Source organism: Paraburkholderia acidicola (assembly GCF_002362315.1).
GTDB lineage: Bacteria > Pseudomonadota > Gammaproteobacteria > Burkholderiales > Burkholderiaceae > Paraburkholderia > Paraburkholderia acidicola.
In genome coordinates this window covers 88,701-106,260 of the sequence record NZ_MTZV01000002.1, presented here as the reverse complement: position 1 = coordinate 106,260, position 17,560 = coordinate 88,701, and the positions used below count along the sequence as shown (strand labels likewise).

The 17,560-nt window shown below is 64.3% G+C and carries 16 protein-coding genes; 12 read left to right on the top strand and 4 right to left on the bottom strand.

The window, feature by feature from the left end; genetic code table 11:
• Nucleotides 1–23: 23 nt before the first annotated feature.
• Nucleotides 24–1,133 carry a regulator gene (locus tag BWP39_RS02525; RefSeq protein WP_096716808.1) on the bottom strand — a complete coding sequence of 370 codons (1,110 nt, stop codon included), beginning with the start codon at nt 1,131–1,133 and terminating at the stop codon, nt 24–26.
• 298 nt (nt 1,134–1,431) lie between these two features.
• Here BWP39_RS02525 and BWP39_RS02520 point away from each other — a divergent pair, with 298 nt between their 5' ends.
• The 9 genes from BWP39_RS02520 to ftsB all read left to right on the top strand — a co-directional run bounded on the left by BWP39_RS02520 (nt 1,432) and on the right by ftsB (nt 12,352).
• Nucleotides 1,432–2,685: a lipoprotein-releasing ABC transporter permease subunit gene (locus BWP39_RS02520; protein WP_091014215.1), complete on the top strand. Its 1,254-nt coding sequence runs from the start codon at nt 1,432–1,434 to the stop codon at nt 2,683–2,685.
• The gene (gene lolD / locus BWP39_RS02515) at nt 2,678–3,424 is read left to right on the top strand and encodes a lipoprotein-releasing ABC transporter ATP-binding protein LolD (RefSeq protein ID WP_091014212.1); all 747 of its coding nucleotides are present in this window, start codon (nt 2,678–2,680) and stop codon (nt 3,422–3,424) included. The genes BWP39_RS02520 and lolD overlap by 8 nt, the downstream gene beginning before the upstream one ends.
• 20 nt (nt 3,425–3,444) lie before the next feature.
• A complete protein-coding gene (locus BWP39_RS02510; protein ID WP_096716807.1) occupies nt 3,445–4,233 on the top strand; it encodes a TatD family hydrolase in 789 nt (262 codons plus the stop codon).
• 130 nt (nt 4,234–4,363) lie between these two features.
• Nucleotides 4,364–6,889: a DNA internalization-related competence protein ComEC/Rec2 gene (locus BWP39_RS02505; RefSeq protein WP_096716806.1), complete on the top strand. Its 2,526-nt coding sequence runs from the start codon at nt 4,364–4,366 to the stop codon at nt 6,887–6,889.
• 71 nt (nt 6,890–6,960) lie between these two features.
• Nucleotides 6,961–7,764 (top strand): alpha/beta fold hydrolase, encoded by an 804-nt coding sequence (locus BWP39_RS02500; protein ID WP_096716805.1) that lies wholly within the window; start codon nt 6,961–6,963, stop codon nt 7,762–7,764.
• Between the two features lie 98 nt (nt 7,765–7,862).
• Entirely contained in the window at nt 7,863–9,536 is a 1,674-nt protein-coding gene (locus tag BWP39_RS02495; protein ID WP_096716804.1) for a CTP synthase, read from the top strand.
• On the top strand, nt 9,533–10,387 hold the full coding sequence (kdsA, locus tag BWP39_RS02490) for a 3-deoxy-8-phosphooctulonate synthase (protein WP_091014194.1): 855 nt from the start codon (nt 9,533–9,535) through the stop codon (nt 10,385–10,387). Before BWP39_RS02495 ends, kdsA begins: the two co-directional genes overlap by 4 nt.
• Before the next feature lie 148 nt (nt 10,388–10,535).
• Nucleotides 10,536–11,819 carry a phosphopyruvate hydratase gene (gene eno / locus BWP39_RS02485; protein ID WP_091014191.1) on the top strand — a complete coding sequence of 428 codons (1,284 nt, stop codon included), beginning with the start codon at nt 10,536–10,538 and terminating at the stop codon, nt 11,817–11,819.
• Nucleotides 11,820–11,908: 89 nt separating this feature from the next.
• The gene (gene ftsB / locus BWP39_RS02480; RefSeq protein ID WP_096716803.1) at nt 11,909–12,352 is read left to right on the top strand and encodes a cell division protein FtsB; all 444 of its coding nucleotides are present in this window, start codon (nt 11,909–11,911) and stop codon (nt 12,350–12,352) included.
• 97 nt (nt 12,353–12,449) lie between these two features.
• On the opposite strand, the gene BWP39_RS02475 is transcribed toward ftsB, so the two are convergent.
• From BWP39_RS02475 to BWP39_RS02465, 3 genes are all read right to left on the bottom strand, one after another.
• Nucleotides 12,450–12,833 (bottom strand): hypothetical protein, encoded by a 384-nt coding sequence (locus BWP39_RS02475; protein ID WP_096718465.1) that lies wholly within the window; start codon nt 12,831–12,833, stop codon nt 12,450–12,452.
• 148 nt (nt 12,834–12,981) lie between these two features.
• Nucleotides 12,982–13,932, bottom strand: a complete 951-nt coding sequence (gene hslO, locus BWP39_RS02470; protein WP_096716802.1) for an Hsp33 family molecular chaperone HslO — start codon at nt 13,930–13,932, stop codon at nt 12,982–12,984.
• 65 nt (nt 13,933–13,997) lie between these two features.
• Entirely contained in the window at nt 13,998–14,522 is a 525-nt protein-coding gene (locus BWP39_RS02465) for a gamma carbonic anhydrase family protein (RefSeq protein ID WP_096718463.1), read from the bottom strand.
• A gap of 200 nt (nt 14,523–14,722) precedes the next feature.
• Between BWP39_RS02465 and BWP39_RS02460 the strand changes: the two genes are divergently transcribed.
• The 3 genes from BWP39_RS02460 (at nt 14,723) to BWP39_RS02450 (ending at nt 17,517) form a co-directional block, all read left to right on the top strand.
• Nucleotides 14,723–15,580: a ferritin-like domain-containing protein gene (locus BWP39_RS02460; protein ID WP_096716801.1), complete on the top strand. Its 858-nt coding sequence runs from the start codon at nt 14,723–14,725 to the stop codon at nt 15,578–15,580.
• Nucleotides 15,581–15,661: 81 nt separating this feature from the next.
• The gene (locus BWP39_RS02455; RefSeq protein ID WP_096716800.1) at nt 15,662–16,546 is read left to right on the top strand and encodes an alpha/beta hydrolase; all 885 of its coding nucleotides are present in this window, start codon (nt 15,662–15,664) and stop codon (nt 16,544–16,546) included.
• A gap of 140 nt (nt 16,547–16,686) precedes the next feature.
• Nucleotides 16,687–17,517 (top strand): 3',5'-nucleoside bisphosphate phosphatase, encoded by an 831-nt coding sequence (locus tag BWP39_RS02450; RefSeq protein WP_096716799.1) that lies wholly within the window; start codon nt 16,687–16,689, stop codon nt 17,515–17,517.
• Nucleotides 17,518–17,560 lie beyond the last annotated feature (43 nt).

Here is a 17,560-nt window from a genome sequence, read left to right as displayed (position 1 = left end):
GAGGCCGTGAGACAGTCGGAACTTCATTCGATGAAAAGCGACGCGAACATACGCCGCCGCCAGAATTTGCGCAGATCGCCGCGCCGTACGGCAAGCGTCACCGAACCGGTATCGCCACAGAGCGTCATGCCAAGCTTATGCAACTGGCCGCTTTCCAGCGCGGCCAGCGCGGGCGCGAACCAGTCGCGCTCCAGCGCGGCAAAGCCGTCGTTCCAGCGCGCCCAGTCCTGCTCGATATACGGTGCCGAGAGCGGGTCGAGTTCGACGAGCGTCGTGCCCGGCGCGGCATCTGCGCCATGTTGCGCGCCCGCTTTGAGCGCTGCCAGCGAAACCGGCGCGGCATCCACCGCGACGTGGGCGGTGAGCGCGAGCCCACGGGTTGCTGCGGCATCGGACAGAACCTGTGCAAACGGACTCGTTACCGGTTGCGCCGCGCCTTGCGCATGAAACCAGATCGAATTGACGGCGGGCAGCCCGCGCGCTTCGCGGGCTTCGTTGACCGGATGTTCGAACCACGCCATCTGGACTTCGTTCTGCAGCTTCATCCATGCACGCGAGCGCGCGCCGGTATGCGCTTCATGCGGCAACCAGATTTCAATGTTGCGGCCGCTCGCGCGCAGCGGCGACGCACCGGCCAGCGTGCCGAACCCGTCGCCCGACAGATACCAGCGCAGCGGGTTCGGCGCTTCGATGCGTACGCCGAGTTCTTCGATCAGCGGTCGCGCAACGGCGAGCAATGCGGCGGCTTCGTCGTCGGTCAGGTCGAGCGAGGCGGGGTCGATCAGGACGAGGTGGTCATGCGCGATCCGTACATGGACCGGTTGCACACAGGCCCACGTCGCGCTGCCCGGATCGCCGCCGTCGGCGCGCAGCATGTAAGGCGCGAGCGGGGCTTCGTCGGCGGCGGTCGCTTTGTCGGGGACTGCGCCGAATTGCTGCGCAACCCAGCGCTCGTGCGGCAACGTGCGCTGAAAGTCTTCCCCGATGACCCGTTCGACCTCGCTTGCCCGCGCGACCAGCCGGGCCAGGGCGGGATGGCTGGAGCCAGACAGGGCGGTGGAAGCGTCGGCGGCCGCAGGCAGCGCGAAAGGCAGGAGGAGATGAAGACGGTCAACATGCATGATGCTGCGCATTGTATGGCAAACTTCGCGGTTGATTGGTGGTTGCAGCGGTTAAGCCGGTCGCAGTGGCTGCGGCGAGCCTGCAAGGAAGCCCGCACGACGGCCGGAGCGGTTTTCGAGGAACCATCAGGGGCTTGCGCTAACCCAAGCGTCAAGGCGTTCACGTGGCACGAACCCCGACGAGAGAAACCGTCTACCCGAAGGTCCGGAAGCCCGTAACGGGCCCCCGGCCCGGTACACGGATAACATAAGCAGCAGAGGGCCGCGGCCCGAACGCAGATGGGCCGCAGAACAGCAGACAAGGATTCGCTTGAAATTTCCCTACGAATGGCAGATTGGCTGGCGCTATACCCGCGCCGGCAAACGCACGACCGGCAACGGTTTCATCTCGTTCATCGCGCTCGTATCGATGTCGGGTATCGCACTCGGCGTGGCGGCGCTGATCGTCGTGCTGTCGGTGATGAACGGTTTCCAGAAAGAGGTGCGCGACCGGATGCTGTCGGTGCTCGCGCACGTCGAGATCTTTTCGCCGACCGGATCGATGCCGGACTGGCAACTCACCGCGAAAGAAGCGCGACTGAACCATGAGGTGATCGGTGCCGCGCCGTACGTCGATGCGCAGGCGCTGCTCACGCGCTCGGATGCGGTCAGCGGGGTCGCGCTGCGCGGCGTCGAGCCGTCGCTCGAACCGCAGGTCTCGGACATCGGCAAGGACATGAAGCAGGGCACGCTCGATTCACTGACGCCGGGCGACTTCGGCATCGTGCTCGGCGCTGACCTTGCGTCGAACCTTGGCGTGCGCAAGGGCGACAAGATCACGCTAGTCGCGCCCGAGGGCACGATAACGCCTGCCGGCATGCTGCCGCGCCTGAAGCAGTTCACGGTTGTCGGTGTGTTCGAATCGGGGCATTACGAGTACGACAGCACGCTCGCGTTGATCAACATCCAGGATGCGCAGGCTCTGTTCCGATTGCCGGCGCCAACCGGCGTGCGATTGCGATTGAAGGACATGCAGCGCGCGCCGGAAGTCGCGCATCAACTGGCGCGCACGCTATCGGGCGATCTATATATCCGCGACTGGACCCAGCAGAACAAGACATGGTTCTCCGCGGTGCAGATCGAGAAACGCATGATGTTCGTCATTCTCACGCTGATCATCGCGGTCGCGGCGTTCAACCTGGTGTCGTCGCTGGTGATGACAGTGACGAACAAGCAGGCCGACATCGCGATCCTGCGTACGCTCGGCGCGCAGCCACGCTCGATCATGAAGATCTTCGTCGTGCAGGGCGTGACGATCGGTTTCATCGGAACTGCGACTGGCGTAGCGCTTGGCTGCCTGATTGCGTGGAGTATTCCGTGGCTGGTGCCGATGATCGAGCATCTGCTCGGCGTTCAGTTCCTGCCGCCGTCGGTGTATTTCATCAGCGAGTTGCCGTCGGACCTGGTCGCAAGCGATGTCATCCGTATCGGTGTGATCGCGTTCGTGATGTCGTCACTCGCGACGCTGTACCCGAGCTGGCGCGGTGCGAAAGTGCGTCCCGCGGAGGCGCTCCGCTATGAATAACAAACAACGTTCCGTGATCGATACGATGTCCGGCGATGCCGCGAATTATCCCTACGTGCTCGAAGCAACGGGCATTTCGAAGTCGTTCGTGCAGGGCGGCCTGAATGTGCAGGTGCTCAATAACACCGAGCTCAGCGTGCGGCGCGGCGAGAAGCTCGCGATTGTCGGCGCGTCGGGTTCCGGCAAGAGCACGCTGCTGCATGTGCTGGGCGGTCTCGACGATCCGAGCGCCGGTCACGTCTCGGTGATGGGCCGGCCGTTCACGAAGCTGACCGAGCGTGAGCGTAACGACCTGCGTAATCGCGCACTCGGCTTCGTGTATCAGTTCCACCATCTGCTGCCGGAATTCACAGCGCTCGACAACGTCGCGATGCCGCTGCGCATCCGCCGTCTGACCACCGAGGTGGCACGTCGCGAGGCGCTCGAGATGCTCGACCGCGTCGGTCTTGCGAACCGGGCGAAACATCGGCCGGGCGAACTGTCGGGCGGCGAACGCCAGCGCGTTGCAATGGCACGGGCGCTGGTCACGAAACCGGCCTGCGTACTCGCCGACGAGCCGACCGGCAACCTCGACGGCGGCACCGCGGACACCGTGTTCAACCTGATGCTCGAACTCTCGAACACGCTCAACACGAGCTTCGTGATCGTCACGCACGACCCCGATCTCGCGGGTCGCTGCGACCGCATCATGCGTCTGCGCGATGGCGTGCTGCACGAGGAGCCCGTCGTTTCTGCCTGACCTTCCGGAGCCGACCGCGCATGTGGATCGATACGCATTGCCATCTCGATGCATCCGAGTTCGACGCGGACCGCGATGCGGTCGCCGCGGCGGCGCACGATGCGGGCGTGGCGCGGATCGTGATTCCCGGTGTGATGCGCGAGAACTTCGCGACCGTGCGCGCGCTCGCGCATCGCGTGGCGGGCGGTGCGTATGCGCTCGGTATCCATCCGCTCTTCACGCCACGCGCGCAGGAAGCGGACCTCGAGGTGCTGCGGATGGAAATCGAAGCGAGCCTCGACGATCCGCTCTTTATCGGCCTCGGTGAAATCGGTCTCGACTATTTCGTGCCGGGCCTCGACGATGCGCGCCAGCAATTCTTTTACGACGAACAACTGAAGCTGGCCCGTGCGTTCGATCTGCCGGCCATCTGCCATGTGCGTAAATCGCAGGATCAGGTGTTGAAAGGGCTGCGCCGGCACGGCATTCATCACGGTATCGCGCATGCGTTCAACGGCAGTTTCCAGCAGGCGCAAGCCTATATCGATCAGGGCATTCATCTCGGCTTTGGCGGTAACGTGACGTTCGAACGTGCGTTGCAGATCCGCCGTCTCGCCGAACAGTTGCCGCTCGATGCGCTCGTCGTCGAAACCGACGCACCGGATATCTCTCCGGCGTGGCTCTACAAGCAACGCAACACACCCGATCAGATCCCCCGCATCGGCGCGAGTCTCGCGCAACTGCGCGGCCTCAGCGAAGACGAGCTTGCACTAGGCACAACGGCTAACGCGCATGCCGCGTTGCCCCGGCTCGCACTTTCCTCAGCATAATCGGCGGTAGCTGTTCACCTGCGTACGCGGTTTGCGGTGCAGACCGCGTCGATTGCGCTCGCTTGCGTGAAGCGCGAGTGCTCGAATCCTGGACCCAGGTGCCACAGCCAGTGATCGGGGAGGAGGGCGAGTGCGGGCAGTGTGGTGCGGTTTTGTGTTGGGTGTGATCGGTTTGCAGCAACAGGCCGCGCTACCTTCGATGATGGGCTGGTGTGTGCTCGCGCTCGCATGGTTGTGTGGTGTCGCAGTTGCGGTTAATGCGTGGACGATCGTGCGTCGCCGCACTCGCGTGTCTGTTGATGCACGTCGGTGGGCCCACGCGGGGTGGGGCGCGTTGATTTTCGCCGCCGCGTGCAGCGGCTTCGGCTATGCGGCGTGGCGTGCCGAACTGCGTCTGGCGGTCGCGTTGCCGGCTGCATGGGAAGGTCGCGATATCGAGGTGAGCGGCTACGTAGTGGGGCTGCCTTCGCGCGACAAGATCGCTTCGCGGTTTCTGTTCGAAGTCGAATCCGCGAGCGCGCCGATTGTCAGGTTTCCGAAGACGATCCAGCTGGTGTGGGTCGCGCGCGATACACCGCCGCCGGTGCTCGAACCTGGTTCGCGCTGGCGCTTACCGGTGCGTCTCAAGCGAGCACACAGCACCGCGAATTTCGGCGTGCGCGATGGCGAGGCGACGCTGCTCGCCCGCAATGTCCGCGCAACCGGTTACGTCAGCGCGCCCGAGCATGCGTTGCAGCTTGCCGGAAGCGCATCGGGCGTAGCCGTGACGATCAACCGCTGGCGGGCCGCGATACGCGCGCGCATCGATACCGTGCTCGCGGACGCGCCGCATCGCGGCATCGTCATTGCGCTGGCCATCGGTGCGCAGGACGCGGTCAGCACCGCCGACTGGGCCTCGATGCGCAACACCGGCACCAACCATCTGATCGCGATCTCAGGCCTGCATATCGGCCTCGTGGCCGGTTTTGCCGCATGGTTCGCGGGCAGCCTGTGGCGGCGCTCGGCATTCGTCGGCCGGTACTGGCCGTTACGTGTGCCGGCGCAGAAGATCGCGGCACTGGGCGGCGCGTCGTTTGCCGCGTTTCATGCGGCGCTGGCCGGATTCAACGTGCCGGCGCAACGCGCGCTGTGGATGCTGGCGATTGCCGCGCTGGCGTTTGTCGGTGGACGCAGGCTGGCGCCGTCGGTGGTGTTCGCGTGGGCGCTTGGGCTCGTGCTGATCACCGATCCATGGGCCGTGTTGCTGCCGGGATTCTGGCTGTCGTTCTGCGCGGTCGCGGCGATCCTGTTCGCGGTGTCCGGGCCACGCCGCCGTGTGCGATCACCGTACGAGCCCGATGCCGTACCCGTGCATCCGCTGCGCCGGGCATGGCGACGCTGTTCGCATGCGTTTGCCCGATATGTGCATGACAGCACACACATCCAGCTGGCGGTCACGATCGCTCTCGCGCCGCTCACGCTCTACTGGTTCTCACAGATTCCACTGGTCGGCCCCGTTGCAAACGCGTTCGCGATTCCGTGGATGAGCCTGCTCGTGACGCCCGTCGTGCTGGCGGGTGCGGTACTCCCCATGCCGCTCGATGCATGGGCGTTTCAGGCCGCGGACGGTTTGCTGCGCATCCAGTCGGTCGTACTGCAATGGCTCGCCACGCCCACGTGGGCGGTCTGGCATCTGCCGCGACCGGGGCCATGGGCACTCGTGTGCGCGACGGCGGGCGTTGCCTGGTGTCTCGCGCCACGTGGCTGGCCATTGCGCTGGGCGGGCCCGCTCGCGTGGCTGCCGTTACTGTTGCCACCGCCGCCCGGTCCGCAGCACGGCGCATTCCGGCTGACCGCGCTCGATATCGGTCAGGGCAATTCGGTGCTGGTCGAGACCGCCCATCACGCACTGCTGTTCGATGCGGGCCCCGGGCCGGAATCGACGCATGCGGGCGAGCGTGTGGTCGTGCCGTTTTTGCAGGCGCAGGGCGTCACGACACTCGATGCGCTTATGGTCAGCCATGAGGATTCCGATCATGCGGGCGGCGCACCGGCGGTGCTTGACGGCATCGAGGTCCGGCAACTGCTCGCGTCATTGCCGCAGCGGCATGCGTTGTGGGCGCAGGCGCGCAAGGTCGGCGCCGAGCGTGTGCAGTGTGCGGCCGGGCAGCACTGGCAATGGGATGGTGTCGATTTCACAATCCTGTGGCCCGATGAGCGGCGGTTGCGAGCGAACCCGAACGATCAGTGCTGCGTGCTGCGCATCCGTACCGCCGGGCGGGCTGGGCACGCTGGCCACGGCTATGCGGCCAGCCCGACCGCTACGCTCACGGCGTTGCTTGCCGCCGATATCGAGGCACCCGTCGAACGGACGCTGCTCGCCCGCGATCCCGACGCGCTGCCAGCCCACGTGCTGCTGGTACCGCATCACGGTAGCCGGACCTCATCGACCGAGCCGTTCCTCGACACGATCGATCCGCTGATCGCCATATTTCAGGTAGGCTATCGCAACCGTTTTCGCCATCCGCATCCGGGTGTGTTTGCGCGTTACGAGGCACGCCAGATCGAACTTACGCGTAGCGATACGGACGGTGCCGTGCGGATCGAGGCGCTCGGTACGACGCTGTCGCTCGAACGGTATCGGGACACGCATCGGCGCTACTGGATGGATCGCTGAAGCCGCTACGGTGTTTTGTCACACAAAGCCGGATACATCGGGATCGGGATTCACCACGGAGACACCCGCAGTTGAAAGACATCATCCATTTCTCGCACGCGAACGGTTTCCCGGCGTCGACCTATCGAACCATCTTCGCCGAACTCGCGGACGACTACGACTTGCGCTTCATCGAACGGATCGGCCACGACGCGCGCTTCCCGGTGACGCGCGACTGGCCGCATCTGGTCGAACAGCTTCTCGACGATATCGACCGGTCGTACGAACGGCCGGTCTGGCTGGTCGGGCATTCGCTGGGCGGCTATCTGTCGCTGATGGCGGCGCTCAGAAAGCCGCAGTGGGTGAAGGGCGTCGTGATGCTCGATTCGCCGGTCGTTGCCGGCTGGCGTAGCAGCATCCTGAAAGTGTCGCAGTGGACCGGGCTCGACGACCGCCTGTCGCCGGCCGCCGCGACGCGTGCGCGCCGCACCCATTGGGCGAGCCGCGACGAGGCATGGCGGCACTTCCACTCGAAGCCCGCGTTTGCCCGCTGGGACGAGCGTGTGCTGTCCGACTATATCGACTTCGGCATTCCGCAGAGTTCGCCTGACGGTTCGCGCTCGCTGGCCTTCGACCGGCGCACCGAATATCTGATCTATCGAACGCTGCCGCATACGCTCGGCTCGCGGTTGGCGCGGGGCGCGCCGGTGCCGGTTGGGTTTATCGCCGGGACGCATTCGAAAGAGATCCGCCAGGCCGGGCTCGATGCGACGCGCCGGGCGACCGGCGGTCATCTGGAATGGATCGAAGGCAGCCATCTGTATCCGATGGAAAAGCCGCTTGAAACGGCACGGGCTCTTCAGCGGATGCTGCACGAACTCGATCGACGGGCGTAACGAATCTGCGGCGCACCGGTCTGCCCCGATGCGCCGCAGATTGCTGGGTTGGACCCCTGCTTTACGGTATAATCCGTTTTTCCCGCGAGCATCCAGCGATGACCAAATATGTTTTCGTCACCGGCGGCGTAGTTTCTTCCCTCGGCAAGGGTATTGCCGCCGCTTCCCTCGCCGCGATCCTCGAATCGCGCGGTCTCAAAGTCACCCTCCTCAAGCTCGATCCGTACATCAATGTCGACCCCGGCACGATGAGCCCGTTTCAGCACGGCGAAGTGTTCGTGACGGAAGACGGCGCGGAGACCGATCTCGACCTTGGCCACTACGAGCGCTTCATCAGTACGAAGATGCGCAAGGCCAATAACTTCACCACGGGCCAGATCTACGAATCGGTGATCCGCAAGGAACGCCGCGGCGACTATCTCGGCAAGACCGTGCAGGTTATTCCGCACATCACGAACGAAATCCAGGCGTTTATCGAGCGCGGCGCGGCGTCTGCGACGTGCGGCGAGCCGGATGTCGCGATCGTGGAAGTGGGCGGTACGGTGGGCGACATTGAATCGCTGCCGTTCCTCGAAGCCGCGCGCCAGATGAGCCTGCGCATGGGCCGCAACAGCGCGTGCTTCGTGCACCTGACGCTGGTGCCGTTCATCGCCACCGCCGGCGAACTGAAGACCAAGCCCACGCAGCACAGCGTGCAGAAGCTGCGCGAAATCGGTATCTATCCGAACGTGCTGCTGTGCCGCGCCGACCGCCCGATTCCCGACGACGAACGCGCGAAAATCTCGCTGTTCTCGAACGTGCACGAAGAGGCGGTGATTTCCGTGTGGGACGTCGACAGCATCTACAAGATTCCGCAGATGCTGCACGACCAGGGCCTCGACACGATCGTCTGCGACGAACTCAAGATCACGCCGAAGCCGGCCGACCTGTCGCTGTGGGCCTCGCTCGTCAACAAGCTCGAACACCCGCAACACGAAGTGACGATCGGCATGGTCGGCAAGTACGTCGATCTGACCGAGTCGTACAAGTCGCTGATCGAAGCGCTGCGCCATGCGTCGATCCACACGTCGACGAAGGTCAATATCCAGTACATCGACTCGGAAGAGATCGACGCGAATGGCATCGACGGCCTCAAGCATCTCGACGCCGTTCTCGTGCCGGGCGGCTTCGGCCGGCGCGGCACCGAAGGCAAGATCAAGGCGATCCGCTATGCGCGCGAAGCGAAGGTGCCGTACCTCGGCATCTGCCTCGGCATGCAGCTCGCGGTGATCGAGTTCGCGCGCGACGTGGTCAACCTCGCCGATGCGAACAGCACCGAATTCGATCCGGCCACGCCGAACCGTGTGGTCGCGCTGATCACCGAGTGGTACGACCGCGAAGGCAAGGTCGAGAAGCGCACCGAAGAATCGGACCTCGGCGGCACGATGCGGCTCGGTTCGCAGCGCTGCCCGATCAAGCCCGGCACGATGGCCGAAGAGATCTACGGCAAGGATGTGAACGAACGCCATCGTCACCGTTATGAAGTCAATAACCGTTTCGTGCCCCAGCTCGAAGCGGGCGGCCTTATCATCAGCGCCCGTACACCGAGCGAGGATCTGCCGGAAATGATGGAACTGCCGCGTGACATGCACCCGTGGTTCGTCGGTGTGCAGTTCCACCCGGAATTCACGTCCACGCCGCGCGATGGCCATCCGCTGTTCAAGTCGTTCGTCGAAGCGGCGCTTGCGCACCAGCAGTCGCTCACGGCGAATGAAGTCGGAGAGAAAGCATGAAACTGTGCGGATTCGAAGCCGGTCTCGACAAGCCGTTCTTCCTGATCGCGGGCACCTGTGTCGTCGAATCCGAGCAGATGACGATCGACACCGCCGGCAAGCTCAAGGAAATCTGCGCGAAGCTCGGCGTCCCGTTCATCTACAAATCGTCGTACGACAAGGCCAATCGCAGCAGCGGCAAGTCGTTCCGCGGTCTGGGTATGGACGAGGGGCTGCGTATCCTCTCCGAAGTGAAGCGCCAGCTCGATCTGCCGGTGCTGACCGACGTACACAGTGAGCATGAAATCGAAGCGGTCGCGGCGGTCGTCGACGTACTGCAGACGCCGGCGTTCCTGTGCCGGCAAACCGATTTCATCCACGCGTGCGCGCGCTCGGGCAAGCCGGTCAATATCAAGAAGGGGCAGTTTCTTGCGCCCCACGACATGAAGAACGTGATCGACAAGGCGCGTGAGGCTGCACGTGAAGCCGGTCTGTCGGAAGACCGTTTCATGGCTTGCGAACGTGGCGTGTCGTTTGGCTATAACAATCTCGTGTCGGACATGCGGTCGCTCGCGATCATGCGCGAAACCGGCGCACCGGTCGTGTTCGACGCGACGCACTCGGTTCAGTTGCCGGGCGGGCAGGGCACGAGCTCGGGTGGTCAGCGCGAATTCGTGCCGGTGCTCGCACGTGCGGCGGTGGCCACCGGTATTGCCGGGATTTTCATGGAAACGCACCCGAATCCGGCGCAGGCGAAATCGGATGGGCCGAACGCGGTGCCGCTGCATCGTATGGCCGATCTGCTCGAAACGCTGCTCACGCTCGATCAGGCCGTGAAGCGGGCGCCGTTCCTCGAGAACGACTTCAACTGACAGACGATTGAAAATACAAGCAACGCGTCGCGCAGCCGGCTGCGACGCGTGAATGAAACCGATGACCCCCGGCAGCGTCTGACGACAGACGCACGGCGTTCGCCCGGTCGTCACCGTACAGCATCCACCGTCATTTCTTGAGGAAACCATGAGTGCTATCGTAGATATCATCGGCCGCGAGATTCTCGATTCGCGAGGCAATCCCACCGTCGAATGCGACGTGCTGCTCGAGTCGGGCACGATGGGCCGCGCAGCGGTTCCGTCGGGCGCTTCGACCGGCTCGCGCGAAGCGATCGAGCTGCGCGACGGTGAAACCGGCCGCTACGGCGGCAAGGGCGTGCTGAAAGCGGTTGAGCATATCAACACCGAAATCTCCGAAGCGATCATGGGGCTCGACGCCTCCGAGCAGGCGTTCCTCGACAAGACGCTGCTCGAACTCGACGGCACCGACAACAAGGCACGCCTCGGCGCGAACGCGATGCTGGCGGTATCGATGGCCGTTGCGAAGGCCGCTGCCGAAGAAGCCGGCCTGCCGCTGTACCGCTACTTCGGCGGCTCGGGCGCGATGCAACTGCCGGTGCCGATGATGAACATCGTCAACGGAGGCGCGCACGCCAACAACAGCCTGGACATCCAGGAATTCATGATCGTGCCGGTCAGCCAGCCGAGCTTCCGCGAAGCGCTGCGCTGCGGCGCCGAAGTGTTCCACGCGCTGAAGAAGATTCTCGCGGACCGCGGCATGAGCACGGCGGTCGGCGACGAAGGCGGCTTCGCGCCGAACTTCGGTAGCAACGACGAATGTCTGTCGACCATCCTGCAAGCCATCGAGAAAGCTGGCTACCGCGCCGGTGAAGACGTGCTGCTCGCACTCGATTGCGCCGCGAGCGAGTTCTACCACGACGGCAAGTACCAGCTGGCGGGCGAAGGGCTGCAACTGTCGTCGGCGGAATTCACCGATTACCTCGCCACGCTGGCCGACAAGTTCCCGATCGTATCGATCGAAGACGGCATGCACGAAGGCGACTGGGCGGGCTGGAAGCTGCTTACCGACAAGCTCGGCAAGAAGATCCAGCTGGTCGGCGACGATCTGTTCGTGACGAACACGCGCATCCTGAAGGAAGGCATCGACAAGGGCATCGCGAACTCGATCCTGATCAAGATCAACCAGATCGGTACGCTGACCGAGACGTTCGCAGCGATCGAAATGGCGAAGCGTGCCGGCTACACGGCCGTGATCTCGCACCGCTCGGGCGAAACCGAAGATTCGACGATCGCCGATATCGCGGTCGGCCTGAACGCCGGGCAGATCAAGACCGGCTCGTTGTCGCGCAGCGACCGCATCTCGAAGTACAACCAGTTGCTGCGCATCGAGGAAGATCTCGGCGATATCGCGAGCTACCCCGGCAAGTCGGCGTTCTACAATCTGCGCTAAGCATTGCAGCCGCCATCCATCGTTCCAGTTTCAACCCGCCGCCCTGCGTATAGCGCAGGGCGGCGCGTATTATCTGCGCTCTCTTTTTCATGCGGCTCGTCACTGTCGTTCTGATCGTCTTGCTGGCGCTGATCCAGTTCCCGCTCTGGTGGGGACATGGCGGCTGGCTGCGCGTTCACGAACTGCAGCAGCAGCTCGACGGACAGCAGAAAAAGAACGCGGATGCGAAGCTGCGTAACGAGCGGATCGAAGGTGAAGTGCAGGATCTGCAGAGCGGCACGGCTGCTGTCGAGGAGCGTGCGCGCTACGAGATGGGCATGGTGAAGGACAGCGAAGTGTTCGTGCAGTTCGTGTCGCCGAACGCTGCAGCGAATGCAGCGGCAAGCACGGCGGCGGCGAATACGTCGACACGTGGGGTGATGTCGGCGGCACCGGTACGTGTGGTCCCGAACCCGGAGTCACGCGCGAAGCCGGACCGCAAGCACGCGGGCAAGAAGACCGGCAAGGATACGAAGGCGGTGGCGCAGCGTTGATGCGGTTATCCGGCGAATGGCGGAAGGATTGAAGAGATCTGTAAAAAAGGCGCGATATTGATCGCGCCTTTTTTGTTGGTGCTCCTGACTGCGATGGCTACCAGCCCCATCCCCAGCCCGGCGCATAGCCATAGCCGATTCCGCCGCCCCAGCCACGGCCCCATCCGCCGTAGTAGCCGCCGGAGATCGTAACCGGCGGACTGTAATACTGTGCCCATGCCTGAGCGGCGGCTTCGGCGGCGATCGCCTGGTTTTGCTCGGCCATGACCTGGCGGTCGATCGCATCGTAGCGCTGGCGTTCCTGTTCGGTCAGCGGGCGCGTACCGTCGGGTACGCCCGACTGGCTGGCGGGCAGCCGGCTGTAGATCGGTGCAGGGCCGAGCGGTTCCAGTGCGCAGCCGGCCAGCGCGACGCTACCGGCAACCAGCGACAGTGCGATCGCGATCCGGCCGCGATGGAACAGGGGGAAAGGGGTTTTCATTTCGTTCTCCATCGGTCGACGCCTGCATGGTCTGACAACGACACGCTGACGCTCACCCGTAATACACCGCAACAACGCGCAACACCGATTTTGCAGCCCACGATACAACGGCGGTGGCTACCCGCACAAGCCGGATAGCCACCGCCCGTTAATGCCGTTGCCCGGGAGCGGGCGTTAACCCTTCTGAGAGCCCGCTAGCAAGAAAAAGTTGCGCGACGTCGACCGGGTCGAACTCATAGCGCTGATTGCAGAACTCGCAGTGAATCTCGACGTGACCGCGCTCTTCGAGCACGCTGTCGACTTCCTCGCGACCGAGCATCTTCAGCATGGCGCCAACCCGTTCACGTGAGCAGCTACATTCGAAGCGCGCGGTGGCCGGCTCGAAGTGCTGGACGTTTTCCTGCCAGAACAGACGCCGGAACACGGTTTCGGGCTCTTCCTTCAGCAGTTCCTCACGCGACAGCGTACCGCCGAGCGTACATACGCGTTCCCACGTGTCGGTGTCCAGCTCGCCCGGATGCGGCACGATGCCGCCGTCGCCGGGCAGCTTCTGCAGCAGCATGCCGACTGCGCGCTCGGTATTGGCGGCGAGCCACAGACGCGTGTCGAGCTGCTCCGAATGATGCATGTAATGCTCGAGTACCTCGGCCATCGACTTCAGCGGCCCATCCAGGCCCGACAACGGCACGATGCCCTGATACGGCTGCTGACCGGGCATCTTGTCGTGCGGATCGAGCGTGATCACGCAGCGACCGTGGCCGCCCGCGTTGAGGAGTTCGATCAGGGTGGTGTCGTCGCCGATGGTGGCCGCGACGTCGCCGGAGAACTTGGCTGTGGCACGCATCGACAGATCCGAGCCGCACTGGACGACCAGCATCTTCACCGGCCCATCGCCGAAAATCTGCATGATCAGCGTCCCGTTGAACTTCAGGTTCGCGGACAGCAGCGCGCAGGCAGCCATCATTTCGCCGAGGATGGTTCGCACGGGCGCCGGGTAATCGCGGCGCGTCAGCACTTCCTGCCAGGTGTTGCGCAGTGAAACGATTTCGCCGCGCACTGGCGCCGCGCTGAAGATGAACTTTTGCAACTGATCCTTCACAACTTTTCCTTAGATTTAGGGCGCGGCTCGCTGCCACACCTGCGCATCGCGCGACCGGCTGTCTATCAGCCGATGCGCACGAGCTGCGCCTTGAAATATTCGCGGCGTTCCACATAGTTCGCCGCGTTGCGCCGCATGCCGGCGATGTCCGCCTCCGTCAGTTCGCGCACGACCTTGGCGGGCGCGCCCAGAATCAGCGAATTGTCCGGAAACACCTTGCCTTCGGTCACGACCGCGCCGGCTCCGACCAGACAGTTGCGGCCGATTACCGCTCCATTCAAGACCACCGCCTGAATTCCGACCAGGGCGCCTTCCTTGATCGTGCAGCCGTGCAGCATTGCCTGATGGCCGATCGTCACGTCGGCTTCGATCGTCAGCGGGAAGCCGGGGTCGGTGTGCAGCACGGCGCCTTCCTGGATGTTGCTGCCGGCGCCGACCGAAATCAGCTCGTTGTCGCCGCGGATCGCCGCGCCGAACCAGATACTGGCGTTTTCTTCCACCGATACCTTGCCGATGATCGTCGCGGTGTCCGCGACGAACACGCTTTCGTGAATGGTCGGGGCTGCTGTGCCGAGCTTGTAGATTGCCACGGTGTCTCCGGTGTCGCGCGTCACGCCGGAAACCGGCTCCGCGCACGTTCGCAGCGCGCGGGGGCGCTGCATCATGGTTGAATCGCGTATTGTAAACGGTTGTGTATGGAGGCTGGGTGACGTGGCGACGGCGGGTGCGTTGCCGCCTCGTTGCGTGGTCCGTTTCCGCGCTTTTCTACTCCTTTCTTCGTCCGTCAGACATGGTTGCCGCTGCTTCGCCTGCTTTTTCCGTCCCGTTCGAACCGGTCTGCGCTCGCACCGCCGCGCTGGCCGCTTTGCGCGAGCGTGACCCGGCGCGCAAGGCCGGGGCGACGCGCCTGCTGCAGATCGAGGTTCACGGCGGGACTGCGGTGTGCCGCCCCGACGCAACGATCGCCGAGCCGCCGGACCTGCCGGGACGGCCCACACGGCCCGAGCTGGTTGAGCCGCGCCAGCTCGGCAGGCGCAGCATGCAGTCGCCAGAAGGGCGTGCCGTGCTGCTGCATGCACTCGCGCATATCGAGTTCAACGCGATCAACCTGGCGCTCGACGCCGTGTGGCGCTTTGCCGGTATGCCCACAGCGTTCTACGTCGACTGGCTGAAAGTCGCGGCAGAGGAAGCACATCACTTTTCGCTGCTCGTCGCGCGGCTCGCCGAATTCGGCCATGCATACGGCGATTTTCCCGCGCACGACGGCCTGTGGGACATGTGCGACCGGACCCGCGACGACGTGCTCGCGCGCATGGCGCTCGTGCCGCGGACGCTCGAAGCACGCGGACTCGATGCGTCGCCGCCGATCCGCGCGCGTCTGAAGCAGGCGGGCGATGACGAGTCAGCGGCGATTCTCGACGTAATCCTGCGCGACGAGATCGGCCACGTGCTGATCGGCAACCGCTGGTTCCGCCATCTGTGCGACGCGCGCGCCCTCGATCCCCACGCGACGTACACGTTGCTCGCCGCGCAGTACAAGGCGCCGAAGCTGCGCGGCCCGTTCAATTTCGCGGCGCGCCGCGACGCCGGCTTCGACGAAGCCGAGCTGGCGGCGCTTGCCGGTCTCGACGATCCAGTGGTCGACTGAACATTCCTTCCACGCTCCGACAGCCGCCGGACGCAGACGTCGATATAATCGAACGACCATTCTTTTTTTTGCGGGTCGCTCATGAATACTTCCCAGTCCGATTTCGTTTCCGTCCACGGTGTGCGGCTGCATGTGCGCCGCTGGGGAAATCCGGACGCTCCCGCACTGTTCATGCTGCACGGCTGGATGGATGTCGCCGCGTCGTTCCAGTTCGTGGTCGACGCGCTGGGCGGCGACTGGCAGGTGATCGCCCCGGATGCGCGCGGTTTCGGGCTATCCGACTGGCCGGTCGCGGAGCGCGGCGCCGGGCACTACTGGTTTCAGGAGTACCTGTCGGATCTCGATGCGCTGCTCGATCATTACGCGCCGACCGGCGAGGTCAACCTGGTTGGGCACAGCATGGGCGCGAACGTCGTTTGCCTGTACGCGGGGATCAGGCCGGAGCGCGTGCGGAGGGTGGTCGACCTCGAAGGGTTCGGACTGGCGCCTTCGTTTGCGGCACAGGCGCCACGGCGCTTGCGCGGCTGGCTCGATGAAATGCGCGAACCGCCGAGCCTGAAGCATTACGCGTCGCTCGACGCGGTCGCGGCACGGCTCGTCAAGACCAATGAGCGCCTGAGCGCACAGCGCGCCCGGTTTCTCGCCGAGCACTGGTCGCGCCCGGACGGCGAGGGCGGCTACGAACTGCTGGCCGATCCCGCGCACAAGATGCGCGGCCCGATGCTGTACCGGCTCGACGAAGTCATGGCGGTGTGGGCCAAGGTGCAGGCGAAGGTCCTGCACGTCGAAGCGGCCGCATCGCCAACGCTCGCGATGATCGCTGGCGAGATCCCGCTCGACGAATTCAAGGCCCGTTTCCGCGCGTTTCCGAACTGGCGCGAAAAGATCATCGACGATGCCGGTCATATGGTGCATCACGACCAGCCGGAGCAGGTCGCGGCGTTGATCGAGGCGTTTTGCACGTAGCGTCATCGGGCGATGTCACGCGGCTGACTTTTTGCGCATAAGGAAACCCACGCGGCGCAGGCCATGCGGGTTTCCGGAGATTGGTCAGCGTTCGCTTACTGCATTGCAGTAAAATAGCGCGTGAACCTCCACAAACCCACATGAACGCCGATCTCCATTGCCACTCCACCGTTTCCGACGGCCACTTCGCGCCCGCCGACGTCGCGCGGCGCGCGCACGCGTGCGGCGTGACGTTATGGGCGTTGACGGATCACGATGAAGTGGCTGGCCAGCCAGAGGCGCGCGCGACCGCCGAGGCGCTCGGCATGCGCTATCTGGGCGGTGTCGAGATTTCGGTGACCTGGGCGTCGCGGACCGTGCATATCGTCGGCCTGCATGTAGACCCTGCGTGTAGCGCGCTGGTCGACGGCCTTGCGCGTACGCGTAACGGTCGTGCCGCGCGTGGTGAGGCGATCGGCGAGCAGTTGGCCACCCTGGGCGTGCCGGATGCTTACGAAGGCGCGTTGAAGTACGTGTCGAATCCGGACATGATGTCGCGCACTCACTTCGCGCGTTTCATGGTCGATGCGGGCTACGCGGAATCGACGCAGGATGCGTTTACCCGCTACCTCGGCGATGGCAAGCCGGGCTACGTTGCGCATCGCTGGGCGAAGCTGGCCGACGCGGTCAAATGGATTCACGCCGCTGGCGGCGAAGCCGTCATCGCGCATCCAGGCCGTTACGCTTACACGCCGCTCGAGTTCGATGCGCTGTTCGGCGAATTCATCGATCTCGGCGGCAAGGCAATCGAAGTCGTGACCGGTAGCCACACGCCGGATCAGTATCGCGAGTATGCAGACGTCGCGCGCCGCTTCGGCTTCGAAGCCTCGCGCGGCTCCGATTTTCATTCACCCGGCGAAAGCCGCGTCGAGCTGGGTAGCCTGCCGCCGCTTCCGTCCGATCTCAAGCCTGTCTGGGAACGCTGGCTGTGATGCCGCGCGGTGCCGCAACGGCACGCGCCGCGCATCTGCCGAT

What these genes read in the sequence shown, in the direction of transcription:
- BWP39_RS02525 (WP_096716808.1), bottom strand. Translation starts at nt 1,133, where the DNA reads ATGCGCAGCATCATGCATGTTGACCGTCTTCATCTCCTCCTGCCTTTC.
- lolD (WP_091014212.1), top strand. Translation starts at nt 2,678, where the DNA reads ATGAATAACAAACAACGTTCCGTGATCGATACGATGTCCGGCGATGCC.
- BWP39_RS02510 (WP_096716807.1), top strand. Translation starts at nt 3,445, where the DNA reads ATGTGGATCGATACGCATTGCCATCTCGATGCATCCGAGTTCGACGCG.
- BWP39_RS02495 (WP_096716804.1), top strand. Translation starts at nt 7,863, where the DNA reads ATGACCAAATATGTTTTCGTCACCGGCGGCGTAGTTTCTTCCCTCGGC.
- kdsA (WP_091014194.1), top strand. Translation starts at nt 9,533, where the DNA reads ATGAAACTGTGCGGATTCGAAGCCGGTCTCGACAAGCCGTTCTTCCTG.
- eno (WP_091014191.1), top strand. Translation starts at nt 10,536, where the DNA reads ATGAGTGCTATCGTAGATATCATCGGCCGCGAGATTCTCGATTCGCGA.
- ftsB (WP_096716803.1), top strand. Translation starts at nt 11,909, where the DNA reads ATGCGGCTCGTCACTGTCGTTCTGATCGTCTTGCTGGCGCTGATCCAG.
- BWP39_RS02475 (WP_096718465.1), bottom strand. Translation starts at nt 12,833, where the DNA reads ATGAAAACCCCTTTCCCCCTGTTCCATCGCGGCCGGATCGCGATCGCA.
- BWP39_RS02460 (WP_096716801.1), top strand. Translation starts at nt 14,723, where the DNA reads ATGGTTGCCGCTGCTTCGCCTGCTTTTTCCGTCCCGTTCGAACCGGTC.
- BWP39_RS02455 (WP_096716800.1), top strand. Translation starts at nt 15,662, where the DNA reads ATGAATACTTCCCAGTCCGATTTCGTTTCCGTCCACGGTGTGCGGCTG.
- BWP39_RS02450 (WP_096716799.1), top strand. Translation starts at nt 16,687, where the DNA reads ATGAACGCCGATCTCCATTGCCACTCCACCGTTTCCGACGGCCACTTC.